The 15,324-nt window shown below is 56.0% G+C and carries 8 protein-coding genes; 5 read left to right on the top strand and 3 right to left on the bottom strand.

What is annotated here, in order from left to right:
* Positions 1 to 8 precede the first annotated feature (8 nt).
* The 4 genes from SV7mr_RS24780 (at position 9) to SV7mr_RS24765 (ending at position 7,157) form a co-directional block, all read left to right on the top strand.
* Positions 9 to 1,139, top strand: coding sequence for a phosphotransferase (locus SV7mr_RS24780; protein ID WP_145277746.1), 1,131 nt, complete (start codon positions 9 to 11; stop codon positions 1,137 to 1,139).
* Positions 1,140 to 1,222: 83 nt separating this feature from the next.
* On the top strand, positions 1,223 to 3,841 hold the full coding sequence (locus SV7mr_RS24775; RefSeq protein WP_145277744.1) for a protein-disulfide reductase DsbD family protein: 2,619 nt from the start codon (positions 1,223 to 1,225) through the stop codon (positions 3,839 to 3,841).
* 8 nt (positions 3,842 to 3,849) lie between these two features.
* A complete protein-coding gene (locus SV7mr_RS24770; protein WP_145277742.1) occupies positions 3,850 to 5,256 on the top strand; it encodes a tRNA modification GTPase in 1,407 nt (468 codons plus the stop codon).
* Between the two features lie 125 nt (positions 5,257 to 5,381).
* Positions 5,382 to 7,157: an arylsulfatase gene (locus SV7mr_RS24765; RefSeq protein ID WP_145277740.1), complete on the top strand. Its 1,776-nt coding sequence runs from the start codon at positions 5,382 to 5,384 to the stop codon at positions 7,155 to 7,157.
* A 15-nt stretch (positions 7,158 to 7,172) separates the two neighbouring features.
* Here the strand turns inward: SV7mr_RS24765 and SV7mr_RS24760 are convergent, their stop codons facing one another.
* Positions 7,173 to 8,402, bottom strand: coding sequence for a glycosyltransferase (locus tag SV7mr_RS24760; RefSeq protein WP_145277738.1), 1,230 nt, complete (start codon positions 8,400 to 8,402; stop codon positions 7,173 to 7,175).
* A gap of 110 nt (positions 8,403 to 8,512) precedes the next feature.
* On the opposite strand from SV7mr_RS24760, the gene treZ reads away from it, so the two are divergent.
* Positions 8,513 to 10,360 (top strand): malto-oligosyltrehalose trehalohydrolase, encoded by a 1,848-nt coding sequence (gene treZ, locus SV7mr_RS24755; RefSeq protein ID WP_419187897.1) that lies wholly within the window; start codon positions 8,513 to 8,515, stop codon positions 10,358 to 10,360.
* Position 10,361: 1 nt separating this feature from the next.
* Here the strand turns inward: treZ and SV7mr_RS24750 are convergent, their stop codons facing one another.
* Together SV7mr_RS24750 and SV7mr_RS24745 are read right to left on the bottom strand one after the other, a co-directional pair.
* Positions 10,362 to 11,816 carry a DUF1501 domain-containing protein gene (locus SV7mr_RS24750; protein ID WP_145278952.1) on the bottom strand — a complete coding sequence of 485 codons (1,455 nt, stop codon included), beginning with the start codon at positions 11,814 to 11,816 and terminating at the stop codon, positions 10,362 to 10,364.
* Between the two features lie 50 nt (positions 11,817 to 11,866).
* Positions 11,867 to 15,211 carry a DUF1553 domain-containing protein gene (locus SV7mr_RS24745; protein ID WP_145277734.1) on the bottom strand — a complete coding sequence of 1,115 codons (3,345 nt, stop codon included), beginning with the start codon at positions 15,209 to 15,211 and terminating at the stop codon, positions 11,867 to 11,869.
* Positions 15,212 to 15,324: the final 113 nt, after the last annotated feature.

Genomic DNA, 15,324 nt, shown 5'->3' with positions numbered 1-15,324 from the left:
ATGACCCGTTGTCACCTTTGCCCGTCCAGCGGTTGCTAAACAGCAAGCATCCTCGCCAGCAGAAAGGTGTTGCCGTGATGATTCCGAGCGCCATCGAGCAAGCTTTTGGCCGGCCTTATGAGCTAAGCGACTATCGCTTGCTGGCTGGTGGGCTGAGCGGTGCGCGTGTTTATCACGCTTGTGGTCCAGGGTCGTCGACGCAGGGGTCCAGGGTACAGCAGACAGACGGTTACGTGCTGCGCTGTTGGCCAAGTCAAGTCACACAGCGCCGCGTAGATCACATTCATCAAGTGATCGGATCAGCGGCGGAGCACTGTGCGTTCTTGCTCAAGCCGTTGCCAGTCGGCGCCGCTTGCAGTGACCATCGGTCGGTTTTCGGACACCAGCTGACGTCGATGAGAGACGACAACGGGCGAATTTGGGAGCTCAATCGCTGTTTGCCCGGTCGGCCGCTGGCGTTGGATGCGGATGTTGAACAGATTTGTCAGGGTGTGAGCGCGTTGGCCGATGTCCATCAGTCGCTCCGCCGTCAGGGGAATTCTCAGGCGTTTGCTGAGTCGATCACCGAGAGGACACGGCGGATCGCACAGCTCACCACGCAATTGCCCTCGATTTGGGGGCTACCGCTGCAGGGTAGGATTAGTCCGAGGGTTGTCGATCAACTGGTCCGGGTACAGACGCTTTTGCGGGCAAAATGGGGCGGATTTGCGGGCGAAATGTCGATACAATTGGGCAAGCTTGCTGCCCGGCGGTTGCCTGTGCATTTTGTGTTGCGGGACACACGGCGCCAGCATGCGTTGTTCGATCAAGGTAAAGTTTCAGGGATCATCGATTACGATGCCTTGCGAGTGGACTTCCCGGCGGTCGACCTGGCCCGGTGGGTTTCCGGATTTGCGCTTTACCAGTCCCAACGGCAAGAAATCCTGAAAGCCGTTGTGGCGGAATATAATGAAAAAACGACATTCCCGAGTGTCTATCCTGTAGAGGAATTGACGCGAGCCATCGAGCTCATTGCGGAGTCATCCCAGATGATTTCGTTGGCCAACTGGCTCGTCTGGTTGGCCGCTGAGCGACGACAATTCGAGGATTGGTCAGCGGTCTCCGCGCGACTGAATGAATTGCTGAGCCTTGTTGATTAACACAGCGCCTGTTCGCAGGCGATCGCCGAATCACTCTCCCGAGAGTTCGTCGGGCCTTGGGCCCGATCCAAAACGAGAAACAAATGATGTCACACTTCAATAAGACTGACCGAGCCCTTGCGGTATCGTTGCGCACGATGCTCGTCGGTTTTGCTTTATTGGCCGGGCTGTTCACTTCGGGGACAGCTTCCGCCCAAGTGGACTTTGAATTCGGTGATCCTTTGGCACTGCCTGGATTGGATCCTGTCGGGCAGGCGGAGCCTTATGCTCTTAGCGCAACGTACACCAATAACGGTGGCAATGGCACGTTGTCAGTCACCGCGACCTTGGGCGGTCAGTGGCACATTTATTCGATCACCCAAGGCAAGGGGGGGCCATTGCCGACGAAGATCAATGTGACCGCGCCGAAAGGGGTTGAAGTGGCAGGCGCATTCAAGCCAGATCGTCCGCCACAGAAAAGCTTTAAAGATGAGTTCCCTGGCGTTGAGATCGAGGACTATTCCAAGTCAGTAACATGGACGGCGCCGATTCGCGTGCCCACCGGATTTGGTGGTGAGTTAGAAGTGAGCGTCACTGGCTTGGTTTGCCAAGCCCAGCAATGCCAGCCGGTTCGCGAAACGATCATGGCCGTTGCGGTTGACTCGGGTAGTCCATCGCCTGTCGTCAACTCACCATCGCCTGCGATGGATGCCTTGTTGAGTGTCAAGCAGCAGCCATCGATGAAAACCGGTGATCCGTTTGCCGGCGCGACACCGTTTCAAGACAAAGACTATCCCGTCAAGTGGCATGCGGGTGTGACGTCGATCCTGGCACCAGGTGACACTGGATACTTGGTCTTTCAAGCGATCCCAGAATCGCCAATGCACGTTTATAAAGAGGCGATTGACGACAGCAAAAGCGCAACCAACTTTGTTGTGATCAAGAAACAGGGCGTCAAAATTGGTGCTCCTGTTGCTGACGGAAATCTACAGAAATCCGATACGTTGGGAACAAACTATTACGAAGGCAAAGTCACCTGGAAGCTGCCGATTCGGGTTCCTGAAGATGCGATCGATCAGCAGTACACTATCGAAGGCATGATCGTGTACCAGGCTTGCACGAATTCATCTTGCCTGCGTCCCATGGCCATGTACTTTTCGACCACGGTCCAAGCGGGTTCAACAACGCAAACGCAGTTCAAAGCAGTCCACATGGAACATGGCTTCCGTGCTGATGCGATGGACAACGCTGCCAAGATCAAATGGGTCGACAAGCTGGCGTCAACCACCGGCGTGGGCAACCCGAATGTTGACACGGCACCCGACTCTGCGGTGAGCCAGATACCTGGCGCTGCGGCTCCAACCGACGATGCCAAAAATGAGGGCGCTGTTGAAGACAACCCTTTCGTCGAGGACGATGACTCAGAAGCCGCTCCCGTTAGCGAGGGAAGCGATCCGGCAAAGTCAGGATTCGCTTGGTTGTTGTTCTTGGCCGTCGGCGGTGGCGTGATTCTGAACTTGATGCCCTGTGTTTTGCCTGTGATTGGCTTGAAAGTCATGAGCTTCGTGAAGCAAGCTGGTGAAGCACGCAGCCGAGTCATCCTATTGAACCTCGCCTACGTGGCAGGGATCCTGGCTGCCTTTGCCGTGTTTGCCGTGCTGGTAGGTGGTGTTGGTTTGGTGTGGGGCGATCACATGACGCTGATGCCCGTCCGGTTTGCGTTGACGATTTTGGTCTTCGCGATGGCGCTCTCTTCGCTCGGTGTTTGGGAACTGCCCACGCCAAAGTTTGCGTCGTCTCAAGCGTCACAAGAGCTGCAAGACCAACAAGGGCTGGTCGGGGCGTTCTTCACTGGTATTTTCGCGACCATCCTAGCGACGCCATGCACAGGTCCGTTTATGGGGACGGCACTGGCGGCCACCGTTGATCTGCCGGTTGTCCAATCGGTGACTTTGGTGATGGCCGTGGGTGTTGGCATGGCTTTGCCGTACATCTTGTTGGCGGCCTTCCCCAGTTTGATGAATTATGTGCCTAAGCCTGGTAAGTGGATGGAGACGCTGAAGGAGTTCATGGCGTTTCTGTTCTTGGGAACTGTCGCCTTTTTCTTCATCAGCTTTAATGAAACAGAACAAGTCTGGGTGTTCATCAGTTTGATCGGTGTTTGGTTTGGTCTGTGGGTGGTTGGTAAGACGCCACCTTATATGTCCTTTGGCAAACAGTTGCGAGCGTGGACGATCGGCGTCACCTCAGCCGTTGTTATCAGTGGGATGACCTTTTTCGTGCTGCATCGAGAGCCCGTCAAGTGGGAGGCCTATAGCGAAGCACGATTGCAGGAGTTGCAAGCCCAAGGAACGACCGTCATGCTGGATTTCACCGCCGACTGGTGTGCGTCTTGTAAAGTGAATAGCCTGATCGCTGTCGACACCAACGCGACCGGGGCAAAGCTTCGTGAACTTGGGGGCGTGGCGATGCTGGCTGACTACACCGATTTTGATCCAGAGATCACCAACAAGCTGGATGAACTCAGGAAGAAAGGCATTCCCTTGCTGGCGATCTACCCTGGTGGCAGTCCCAATCAACCGATTGTTTTGCCAGAGACGCTCACCCAAGGGCAGGTGCTTGACGCATTGGAGCAAGCGGGACCAAGTCTTTCCAAGGCCAGTCGTTCGTCAGCGAAGTCGTTGACATCGGCATTGCCAGCGACGCCAGCCATGCAGCGCTAACGGTCCCTATGCCGCTTTCCAATGTCCTTGATGTTGACGATACCATCGTCGCGATCGGTACGCCTTCCTCGCCTGCTGTGCGTGGAGCGGTGCGCATCAGTGGCCCGCAATCCATGCACGTCGCGCGGGTCTTGGGGGTGCAGCCGACCAACGAGCGCCTCGCTCATCAGGTTGATGCTGAAATTGATCTCGGTGCGCCATTAGGATCGCTGCCCGTTCAGGCTCTGCTTTGGCCGACGGGGCGAAGTTACACCGGGCAACCCTCGATGGAAATCCATACCATCGGTTCGTTGCCCATTCTGCAGGCTGTTGTTCAACAAGCAACTCGAAAAGGTTGTCGCGCCGCGCGGCCGGGCGAGTTCACGTTGCGGGCCTTTTTGGCCGGTCGACTTGACTTGACGCAGGCCGAAGCGGTGTTGGGTGTGATTGATGCTGAAGGGCGACAATCGTTGGATCATGCGTTGCGGCAATTAGCTGGTAACTTGTCTCAGCCCATTGAATCGCTGCGGAGTGAGCTCTTGGATTTGATGGCGGACGTCGAAGCGGGATTGGACTTCGTTGATGAGGACATTCAGTTCATCAGCGATCACGATCTTGTGAGTCGCCTGCTGGTGGTGAAGGATGCCGTGCAGTCAACTCAGCAGCAGCTCACCTCGCGGGGGCGGGCGGTGGCCAGCTGGACGGTCGCCTTGCGAGGGCTTCCCAATGCCGGCAAGAGCCGTTTGATCAACGCCTTGGCCGACCAGGAAGTCGCCATCGTGGCCGACGTTGCTGGGACGACACGCGATGTGGTGGCCGTGTCGACGACGGTGGGCCCTTATGACGTCACGTTGGTCGATACCGCTGGGATCGAATCGGTGGAAGGCGAATCCGCTGAACAGCAAATCGCTCAGCAAGCACAGCGACATGCCGCCCGCGCCGGTAGTGATGCCCAGATTCGGTTGTGGTGTGTTGACTGGCAGGATCCAGATCGACAAGCGATTGTTGATCGCCTGACGGAACTGGCTGCCGAGAAACGCCGTTCGTCGATTGATTTATGGGTCGCGACTAAAGGTGACTTGCTGAGCGCCACCGAGCTCTACTCGCTTGAACAGGATCAACACTGGACGGTGACCAGTTCACAGTCTGGGCTTGGTGTCGATCACTTACGAGGCTTGATTCAGCAAGCGATTGAGAAACTGGACGCGAGTTCTGGCAACGCTGTGGCTTCCACCGCGGCTCGTTGTGGGGATTCGTTGGCCGCGGCTCAAGTCGCGATCGACACGGCGATCCATTTGGTTCGGGGCCAGGATGGTCACGAATATGTGTGCAGCGAACTGCGGCTCGCGGCCGCCGCATTAGGCGAAGTCACGGGCGCTGTTTACAACGACGATATTCTTGATCGTGTCTTCAGCCGATTCTGCATCGGCAAGTAAGCCTTCTCTGATTGCCGCTTTGAAAGCTTAGCAATCAACGCTGTGATTCGCCGCAGTCGCTCTCCGCTGTCGGATGAACTATACTGCCGGGCTCTGTCGCTGACTCGTCTCTGGGATTGCTCTGTATGATGTCACTGCTGCCGTTAATGTCAATGTACTTTACACGCTTGGTCGCTTGTCTGCTGGTTGTGTGTGTGATTGGTTTGAACAAAGCCACCGTCAACGCCGCGCCTCCCAACGTGCTCTTGATCATGACCGATGATCAAGGTTGGGGAGATCTAGGCTGTCATCAAAATCCTTTGATTGAGACTCCTGTGCTTGATCAGCTGGCCAGCCAAAGTGTTTGTCTGGATCGCTTTTATGTCTCACCGGTTTGCGCACCCACGCGGGCTGCACTGTTAACTGGACGATACCCTGAACGCGGTGGGGTTTCTGGCGTCACCCGTCGCCGCGAAGTGTTGCGGGCGGAAGAACAAACCATCGCGGAACTGTTCGCTGCCGCTGGCTACCGCACGGGCTGTTTTGGCAAATGGCATAACGGGGCCCAAATGCCGATGCATCCCAATGGGCAAGGATTTGAAGAGTTCTTTGGTTTCTGTGGCGGCCACTTCAACTTGTATGACGATCCACTGCTGGAACGAAATGGAAAATCGGTCGCTACCAAAGGTTATATCACTGATGTAATCACCGATGCTGCGATTGAATTTATCCAGCAATCAGCGGATCGACCTTTCCTGTGTTATGTCCCGTTTAATGCTCCTCACGGTCCATTTCAAGTTCCACAGCCGCTGTTTGAAAAGTATCACCAGGCCGGCAAGCTTCCTGAAAAGACTGCCGCGGTTTATGCCATGGTTGACAACATTGACACCAATGTCGGGCGCTTGTTAGCGACGCTGGATCAACAAGGCCTGGCAAAGAATACCATCGTCCTGTTTCTGACCGACAATGGACCCAATGGCAAGCGTTACAACGGCGGCATGCGAGGTGCGAAAGGCAGTGTTCACGAAGGTGGCTGTCGTGTGCCCTGTTACATTCGCTGGCCGCAACGGATTGAACCCAGCAAGATTCAGCAAATCACAGCGCATATCGATTTGCTGCCAACCTTGGCCGGTTGGTGTGATGTCGATCTGCCTGGTTCGCTTGAGCTTGACGGTCAAGACTTATCGCACCTGATTGCCGAGGGCCATGATGGTTCGCTGCAGGATCGCTGTTTGTTGACCATTCGCCATCAATCCGACGCGGGCATGCAGTTTCATCGCGCAGCGGCACGTGACAATCAGTTTCGATTGACAATCGAGAACGGCAAGCCGGCTCTCTTTGATCTGCTGGCCGATCCCGGACAGAAGGTTGACTTGGCCAAGCAAATGCCGGAACGCGTCGCGCAAATGCGAACCCCGATTGACCGCTACTGGTCCGAGGTTGCAGCCTCGATTCAACAGCCTTCAGCGGTACCGGTGATGAGCCAGCGACCCACCTACATTCCTTCGGTTGAAGCCGTGTTGCATGGAAAACCGGGCTTTGCGTACGGCATTAGTTGGGCGCATGGTTGGGTAGACAACTGGACAGAGGCCGATGATCGCCTGGTTTGGCGCATCGCGGTCCAAGACCCCGGACGTTATGAAGTTTGGCTGCACTCGGTTTGCGACAGCGATGATGTCAACGTGACGGCAACGATCGGTCATCAATCAGTGTCCAGCCAGGTGCCACGTTGTTCCAACAAGTTAGTGAAGCGTCCCGATTTGGATTCCACGTCAACGCCCCGCTGGATGTTGGACTTCAAGACTCATTCGCTGGGGACGGTTGAACTCACTGCAGGATCAGTGGAGTTAAGTTTGAAGCGGCAGCAAGCGGGCCCGATGATTCAGTGCGGCGGCGTGACGTTGAAGCCCGTAGCTCCCTAACGAAGCGGATCGTTTTTAGGGGGCTTCTTGCCGTTGCTTTGGTTGCAAGAGAGATTCAATCTGCTTGACAGTTTTTGTCAGGTCGTGATTCTTGGCCAGGATCGCCATCGCGGCCATCACGTGTTGATCGGCCTGATGAGGTTGATTGGCAAACTCTAGTATCGCTCGACTGAGTGACGTTGGATTCTTGGGGTTGGCCCAAAACGCAGTCGGCTGATCACCTTGCAGTTCCAGTGTTCCGCCGGCTCGAGTGGCGATCAATGGAGTTCCCAGAGCAAACGATTCCAACGCGACGTTTGGCATGCCTTCGAAGCGACTTGGCAGAATCACGGCATCGGCGGCCGCGATGATTGGGGCTGCACTGGCGACACTGCCAGGCATTTGCACCGCGCCTGAAAGCTGCTGTTGGTCCAGGTGCCGTTGAATCGTTCCATACAATTCACCATCACCGATGAAATGGAACATCGGTTCTGGCAGCGTCTCAGGCCATTGCTTGATCACATCGGGAATCGCAGCCAGCAAGTCCATGTGCCCCTTCTCTTCTGACATGCGTCCGACGCAGACCAAATGTGTGTGGTTGGGGCGATCAAATTCAAAGCCTACTTCAGCATCTCGCTGAATCTGTGCTCGGTCGACGGGATTGCGAATCACCTGAACCAAATCCGGCGGCAGTTTATAGAAGCCCGCTGCGGATGCGGCAGCTTGTTGGCTGACCGCAACGACCGATTGAGCCAGTCGATATGCCTGCGCCAGGCGACGTCGCTTGAGCCACAGGTAGCGCGGCTCTAACATCGGCACAGCGAGGTGTGGCAGGCTGACAATCGTTGCCACTCGGTGCAGTTTCGCTGCCAAAGCGGAATTCACTTTGGGCAACGTCCCGGCCAGCATCGACATATGAAACGTCCGATCGTACAGCACCTGGATCTGTTGCGCCGCTACCACCGAGGCCAGAAAACTGGCTTGGCGGCGTAAGGCCTGCCCTGGAATCCGTTCAAAGAAGATCCGTTTCTGCGGCTGTTGATCGAAGGCGTGAATCGGTACATCATCAGGGACTTGATCCAGGAACTTCCCTGATCGATTCGAAAGATACAAGTGTGGTTCAAAGCGACTGCGGTCAAGATGCTTTGCCAATAGCAACACCTGCCGCTCACTGCCGCCACCTTCCATCGAACCGGCCATCAAGAGCACACGAGTCGGTGGTGAGGAAGTCGAAGCGATGTCGGCAGTTGAATCAGAGGTTGGCATCAACAAGCTGTCTCAAGGAACGTTTTGAGCCTAAAGATGGGGTGGCGATGATCAGTGAACCTGTCATCATAAGCCCCAATACGCGTTGCTGCACCCCGACTGAGTCCATCATGAGCACAGAACCGAGTCTTTATCCAGACCATCAACTCCATCGCATCCTAGGCGCCCACTTACTGTCAGACGGCCAGACGCGGTTCGTCGTTTATGCGCCCGGGGCGCAAACGGTTTCACTCATCTATGGCGCGGCGACGACGTTTGATCCCGAGGTCCAGACTGCAACGCGTCTGGCGATGCAAGCCACCGCCGATGGGTACTTTCAAGCCTTTGTAATCGACGCTCCCGCCGGAACGCACTACCAGTATTCAGTCGATGATCGAGCGCCGCGGCCTGATCCGGCTTCACGCTCTCAACCGCTTGGCGTCCATGGCCCCAGCGAAGTCGTTGACCCGGCTTTTCAGTGGACGGATCAGAGCTGGCAAGGCGTGTCTCGCGAGGACTTAATCATCTACGAATTGCATCTCGGTGCGTTCACCGAACAGGGCACATTCCTGGCGGCGATCAAGCGATTGCCGGAGCTTGTCGAGCTGGGCGTGACAGCGATTGAGTTGATGCCCGTGGCGGCTTCCGCTGGGCGTTGGAACTGGGGCTACGATGGGGTCGACTTGTTCGCTCCCATGGCAGCCTATGGAACGCCCGCCGATTTCCGACGCTTGGTCGACGCCGCTCATCAAGCCGGCTTGGCGGTGATCCTTGACGTGGTTTACAACCATTTGGGACCGGAAGGCAATTACTTGAACGAGTTCGGCCCGTATCTGTCATCTAAGCATCAAACCGTTTGGGGCGATGCACCGAACTTTGATGATCCAGAACTCGGACGCCAGGTCGGTCGGTTCTTTATCGCCAACGCCGTGCACTGGTTGGAAGAGTATCACCTCGATGGATTGCGAGTCGATGCGATTCACTGCATGATTGACGAGAGCCCAACCCATGTGGCGCTCAAGATGTCAGACGCCATTCATGCTTGGAAGCACGAAACCAAACGCCCAGTGTTGATGATCGCGGAATCAAACGTCTATGACCCCGAGATGCTGGTTCCCCGCAGCGAAGGCGGTGTGGGTTTTGACGCCATGTGGGCCGACGATTTTCTGCACAGTGTTTTTACAACCCTGCGTCCGGAACAACAACATTGTCATCGCCCTTATCACGGAGCCAGTGATTTGGTGCAAACCTTGTCGAGGGGCTATGTCTACCAAGGGACGCTGCGTAGCGAGCCTGAGCGCCAAAGCGATCAGCCAGCAGAAAACCAACCGCGCGTTCCTTCGGACGGTCTGATTTACAGCATTCAGAATCATGACTTTATCGGCAACCATCCATTGGGTGTTCGCATGCACCAATGGGCTGACGACGATGTGCAACGCGCCGCGGCGGCTTTGATGCTGCTGGGGCCAGCCATTCCAATGCTGTTCATGGGCGAGGAATTCGCATCACCGAATCCGTTTTGTTTCTTCGTTGATTTCTCTGATCCCTTCTTGCGGCAATGTGTGATCGATGGACGCAAACGCGAGTACCCGCATCACAGCTGGGACCAAGGCGTCTTGCCGACCGATCCGGCTGCGTTTCATCAAGCCAAGATCGGGCCGGTCACCGCGGGCAACTCAGAAACGTTGGCCTGGTATCGGCAACTGATTGCGGTTCGTAAGCAGTCCCAGGAAAGTGGTCTGTTCTGTGATGCAAATCTGACCGTTGCGTGTGATCCCGAGGTGGGTCTGTACCGGCTGGATTACCATCGCGAGGCATCCAGCATCAGTGTACGGGTGCGTCTCTGTGACCCTTCAATGACCGAGGATCTTCAGATGCCGTTTGAAGGCCGTGTGATCATGGATTCGCGTGGTCACTCCGTTAAGGGTGACACGCTTTGCTTGTCGCCCAATCACGCAGTTGTCCTCGCCGTTGACTGAGCTATCCGGCCAGAATGGGTTTGATCACGTGACCGTGTACATCGGTCAGTCGGCGCTGCAGTCCGTTATGCCGAAACGTCAGACGAGTGTGATCGAGCCCCATCAGGTGCAGCATGGTGGCGTGTAGATCATGCACGCTGGAGACATCCTCAACCGCTTTGAAGCCCAATTCATCGGTTTTGCCATAACTGACACCTGGCTTGACCCCTGCCCCACCCAGCCAAGCGGTGAATCCGTGTGGGTTATGGTCTCTTCCCTTGGCTCCTTTCTGGAACATTGGCATCCGGCCAAATTCGGTGCACCAAACCACCAGCGTGTCCTCTAGCAACCCACGCTGTTTGAGATCTTTGAACAAGGCTGCTGCAGGCTGGTCCATGATCTGGGCGTGCACATCATACTGTTCTTTGAGTTTCTGGTGTCCGTCCCAGTTTAGAGCTCCACCACTGGCGTAGGCCCCGTTGAATAGCTGAACGAACCGCACGCCTGATTCAATCAAGCGCCGTGCCAGGATGCAGTTTCTTGCAAAGGCGGCTTTGTTTTTGTTCGATGAATCCGCGCCGTACATCTTGAGTGTCTGTTCGGTTTCCGTTGACAGATCACTGATTTCAGGGACCGACAATTGCATGCGTGCTGCCAATTCATAGCTGGCGATGCGAGCGGCCAGTTCGCTATCGTTGGGATGGCTGGCCAAGTGTTGTTCGTTAAGCAACTGCAAGAGCTCTCGGGCGGAGTGATCTTGATCCGACGAGATCCCGCTCGGGGGCTTCAAGTTGCCAATCGGCTGTGTGCTACTAAACGGCGTGCCCTGAAAAACAGCAGGCAAGAATCCAGGCCCCCAATTGTTGACGCTCGCCTGAGGCACGCCTCTTGGGTCTGGGATCGCGACAAAGGCTGGCAGATTCTCCCGCTCGGTTCCCAGCGCGTATGACGCCCAGGCTCCCATGCTGGGGAACCCATCGAGGATAAATCCTGTGGAAAGAAAGTTTTCAGCCGGACCATGCGTGTTCGACTTATTGGTCAGCGTGTGAATGAATGAGATGTCATCCACGATCTCGCCAAGATGTGGAATCATGTCCGAGACCATCTTGCCGGTCTGGCCTCTGGGACGAAACGGATACTGCGGCCGAGCGAGGTTACCCGATGGACCTTGGAACGTCACCGCCGGCCCATCGGTAAAGGGCTTGCCGTCATGCTTGATCAACTCAGGCTTGTAGTCGTAGGTCTCCAGCTGGCTGCATGCCCCGGCACAGAAGATCACCAGCACGTTCTTGGCAGCGGCTTCAAAGTGACCTGGCCGAGCAGCATGCGGCCGACGAGGATCAAACGTAGGACTTTCAGCCAGCGACTCGTCTTGGTCCAGCAATGAGGTTAACGCCAACGAAGACAATCCCGAAATCGTTTGGCCAAGGAAGTTGCGTCGATCAAGCAGCGATTTGCTTGGCAGATGATTTGCCATTCTTGCGGTGCGGTCGTTGCTGTTCATCATTGACGGTTGCCACGGAAGGCCTAGGGAAGAAACAGAAACTCGTTGCTGTTCAACAGCACGCGAGCCAAGTTTGACAGATTGGATTGATCCACGAGTCGCTGCGCCGCACCGCGTTCCATCTTGCTTGGGTCGCGGCCAAGCATCAGGCGAAAGGTTTCGATCACGTGCTGAGATGGGTCAGCTTGTTTGGCTTTGACTCGCTGAGCAACTGCCCGGGCGCGCTCAAAGACGAACGAACTGTTGAAGAGATTCAATGCCTGGATTGCCGTGGTCGAGCTAGACCGTTTCGGCATCGGTTGGCCGGCATCAGGACAATCAAAGGCTCCAAAAATGGGTACCGACTCCATGCGGATTTTATGGGCATAAATCATCCGCCTCAGTTCGTTGGCTCCAAACGACTCCACAGGTGGAAAGCCAGAGAGTCCCCCGCGGGATTTGAAAAAGTCAAACCCCGGACCGCCCATCTGCAAATTCAATTCGCCGCTGGTCGCAAGCATGCTGTCGCGAATGGCTTCGGCTTCCAGACGCCGCGATGGGAAACGCCAAAGCAGTTTGCAATCGGCGTCAATTGCCTGGTTGTCGGGGTCGATGTGGGACGATTGCTGATAGGTTTGCGAGGTTAGCAGCAAGCGATGCATGGCTTTGATCGACCAACCGCTTGTTATCAATTGATTGGCCAGCCAATCCAGAAGTTCTGGATGAGTCGGCTGGGCCCCATTCATGCCGAAGTCACTGGGCGTTTCCACGAGCCCGCGTCCAAAGTGGAACTGCCAAATGCGATTGGCCATCACTCGCGCGGTGAGTGGATGATCAGGTGATGCGATCCAATCGGCAAGCCCCAGACGGCGCTGGGCGTCGGTGGTTTCTGATGCGAAGGCGGTGTCACCCAGAATGCTTGGAACCACTGGAGACAAGAGATCAAGCGGTTGTTCGGGATCGCCACGATTGAGCAGATGAGTTTCATCGGGCTGGCGAAATTTGCCAGCATACACAAGTTTCGGTTTCCGCAGCGTCGCCACTTGGCCCTGCAGTTGGTCCATGGTTTTGATTGTTTCTAGTAAGCTGGCGCGGCGGGTTGGCGAAGCGTTGCGAGCCAGCGTTGTGGATCGTTGATGCGGTGTGCCAAAGGCAAGGCGTTGCTGCGAGCTTGCAACGGGGTGCCATTGCTTGCCATCGCGAGAGACCTCAATCGTGTACCGCACCGGGAGACGATCTTGATACTTGCCGTTGCGATCGCGTCCCCAAACAATTTGATTGATCGATGTGATTTCAGGCAACTCAATCTGTACCCAGCCTTGTCCCTTTTGGTGCGAGATCCAACTGTGATCGTTCCCGTATCGCCCGTCGTTGATGTGCTTTAATTGGTGCCGACCGGTGTTGGAGTAGTTCCCAGAGGATGTGGCGATCGCGCCGCCGGAGGCCAAGGCGACGTTCTTGGTTTCGGAGTCGCTGGAGAAGACTTCCAATTCGTCGATGCAGGGTTCGTAACGATCATGATTGGTCGTCTGTTGTGACGTAAAGCGTACGAATTTGGCGTCGATAGCGGCAAAGGTTTCGCGATTGACGTCAAACTGCACAGGAACCATCAATCGAGGCAACGATGGGGTGGACGGTGCTGTCGGATCCTCCTCTTGCAGAACCATCACGTCGGCCGTAATGCCAGAACCGGTTTCGCCACCGCGTAGGATCAGTTTGGACTTCTCGGTCAGTTCATGCACGCCGGCATCTTGCAATCCGCTCCACCGAGGCGTCTTCTCTGAGTCGCCGTCTTGTTGCCCTGCATAGTAGAACTGATCAGCCTGGGCAATTTTGTGTTGATCGTCTTTCGTGGCCAGGTCTCCATCGCGATCCAGGACATAATGGGCGTCGCGCGTGTGCACGCCACTACCGTGGGCGCCCCAGGAAATCCAGATTCGAAAACGTCCAGCGGTTTTGGGATTCCAAGTGAAGACGTCTTCTCCGGGGTGGTTGTCCCACCAGGTGTATCGCCCGTTGCTGAGATTCGGCATTCGATCGCTGTTGCCGGGATCAGCTTTGTAACCACGTTTTGTGCCAGCGGGGTTGATACCGTGACCATTTTTCTCTTTGAGGATCGTCACTCGATCCAGGTCTTCGTCGTCGATGACGAGTGATCTGCCGGTCAGTGGCTTGGGCTTCAGCGCGAGCAGTTGTGCCTCGAGATCATTGATTCGTTGTCCCAGTTCGTCGGCTTGAGCTCGCTTTGCCTGGAAGTCGGCATCCTTGATCGCACGATCTCCGTAATCGACGCCGGCAAAGAAAGCCTGCATGGCGTAGTAATCGCGTTGGCTAATGGGATCAAACTTGTGATCATGACAGCGGGCACAACCAACGGTCAGGCCTAGAAACGTTGCGCTGGTTCCCACGACCATTTCATCCAACGAATCTTGCCTGGCCAATCGCTTGGACGCGTCATCTTTACCGATCTGGCCAGGTAACAGCACTGCCGCCGCGACAAGAAAACCCGTGGCTGCGTCCTGATTGAGTTGATCGCCGGCGAGCTGTTGGCGGATGAACTGATCATAGGGCGTGTCGTCGTTAAAGGACCGAATCACATAGTCGCGATAGGGCCACGCATGTGGTCTTGGCGTGTTGACTTCAAAGCCATGTGTGTCGGCATAGCGAACCAAGTCAAGCCACGACTGGGCGAAACGTTCCCCATAGCGTGGGCTCGCTAGCAGATGATCGATCAAGCTGTCGATCGCGGAGGATTGTTCGATGACTGACGTCCAATGCCGAAGCTCAGGAGCCGTCGGGGGAAGCCCGTGCAGATCAAAGAACAGACGCCGAACCAGCGTTCGAGTGTCCGCTCGGTTGGCGGGCTGCAGCTGAGCCTGTTTGAGTTTTTTCCGAATGAAGCGATCGATTGGGTGCCCTTGGCCGCTCGGTGGCTGAACCTCGGACACAGGCTGGAATGCCCAGTGCTGACGGGGATCAGCTTGTGGCGCTTCGTTGTCCGGCGCTGGCGCGCCTTGCTCGATCCACTGCCGGAGGATCGCAAGTTCGGCATCACTCAGCGGTTCGCCCTCGGGCGGCATACGGGAATCTTCGTCCTCGGTTTGCACCCTTTGCCAGAGCAGGTTGTCGTCCACTTCATTCGACTCGATGGCTGGACCGCTGTCGCCACCTGATTGGATCCGTTGTGCGGTATCCAATCGAAGCGACGCTTCTTGCTTCAACGCGCCGTGACAGGAATAACACTTTCGTGCCAAAATCGGCTTTAAGTCATGCTCGTAATCCATCGTCTGCTGAGCGTTCGACCAATGGCCAGCGAAGATCACCAAGATCAACGCGGCAAACCGGCAAACCGAGCGGTGATGGACAGTGAGGCTGGCAGCGGCACACATGGTTGAATAAATGGGTGCAAGCGGAGGCGGGAGCGAATCGCAATCGGTGGGAGCGAACCATTGTAGCCGCTGGCAAGGTTCTGTGCCGGGATCGTTTAGAGCCGACGATGGCG

The sequence above is a fragment of the Stieleria bergensis genome (assembly GCA_007745635.1).
GTDB classification, from domain to species: Bacteria; Planctomycetota; Planctomycetia; order Pirellulales; family Pirellulaceae; genus Stieleria; species Stieleria bergensis.
The sequence above is the reverse complement of the archived record's forward strand: the minus strand, read 5'-3'. Positions and strand labels throughout refer to the sequence as shown.

Excerpts from the sequence above, each read along its gene's own strand:
- SV7mr_RS24775 (WP_145277744.1), top strand. The coding sequence starts at position 1,223 with ATGATGTCACACTTCAATAAGACTGACCGAGCCCTTGCGGTATCGTTG.
- SV7mr_RS24770 (WP_145277742.1), top strand. The coding sequence starts at position 3,850 with ATGCCGCTTTCCAATGTCCTTGATGTTGACGATACCATCGTCGCGATC.
- SV7mr_RS24765 (WP_145277740.1), top strand. The coding sequence starts at position 5,382 with ATGATGTCACTGCTGCCGTTAATGTCAATGTACTTTACACGCTTGGTC.
- SV7mr_RS24760 (WP_145277738.1), bottom strand. The coding sequence starts at position 8,402 with ATGCCAACCTCTGATTCAACTGCCGACATCGCTTCGACTTCCTCACCA.
- treZ (WP_419187897.1), top strand. The coding sequence starts at position 8,513 with ATGAGCACAGAACCGAGTCTTTATCCAGACCATCAACTCCATCGCATC.
- SV7mr_RS24750 (WP_145278952.1), bottom strand. The coding sequence starts at position 11,816 with ATGGCAAATCATCTGCCAAGCAAATCGCTGCTTGATCGACGCAACTTC.
- SV7mr_RS24745 (WP_145277734.1), bottom strand. The coding sequence starts at position 15,211 with ATGTGTGCCGCTGCCAGCCTCACTGTCCATCACCGCTCGGTTTGCCGG.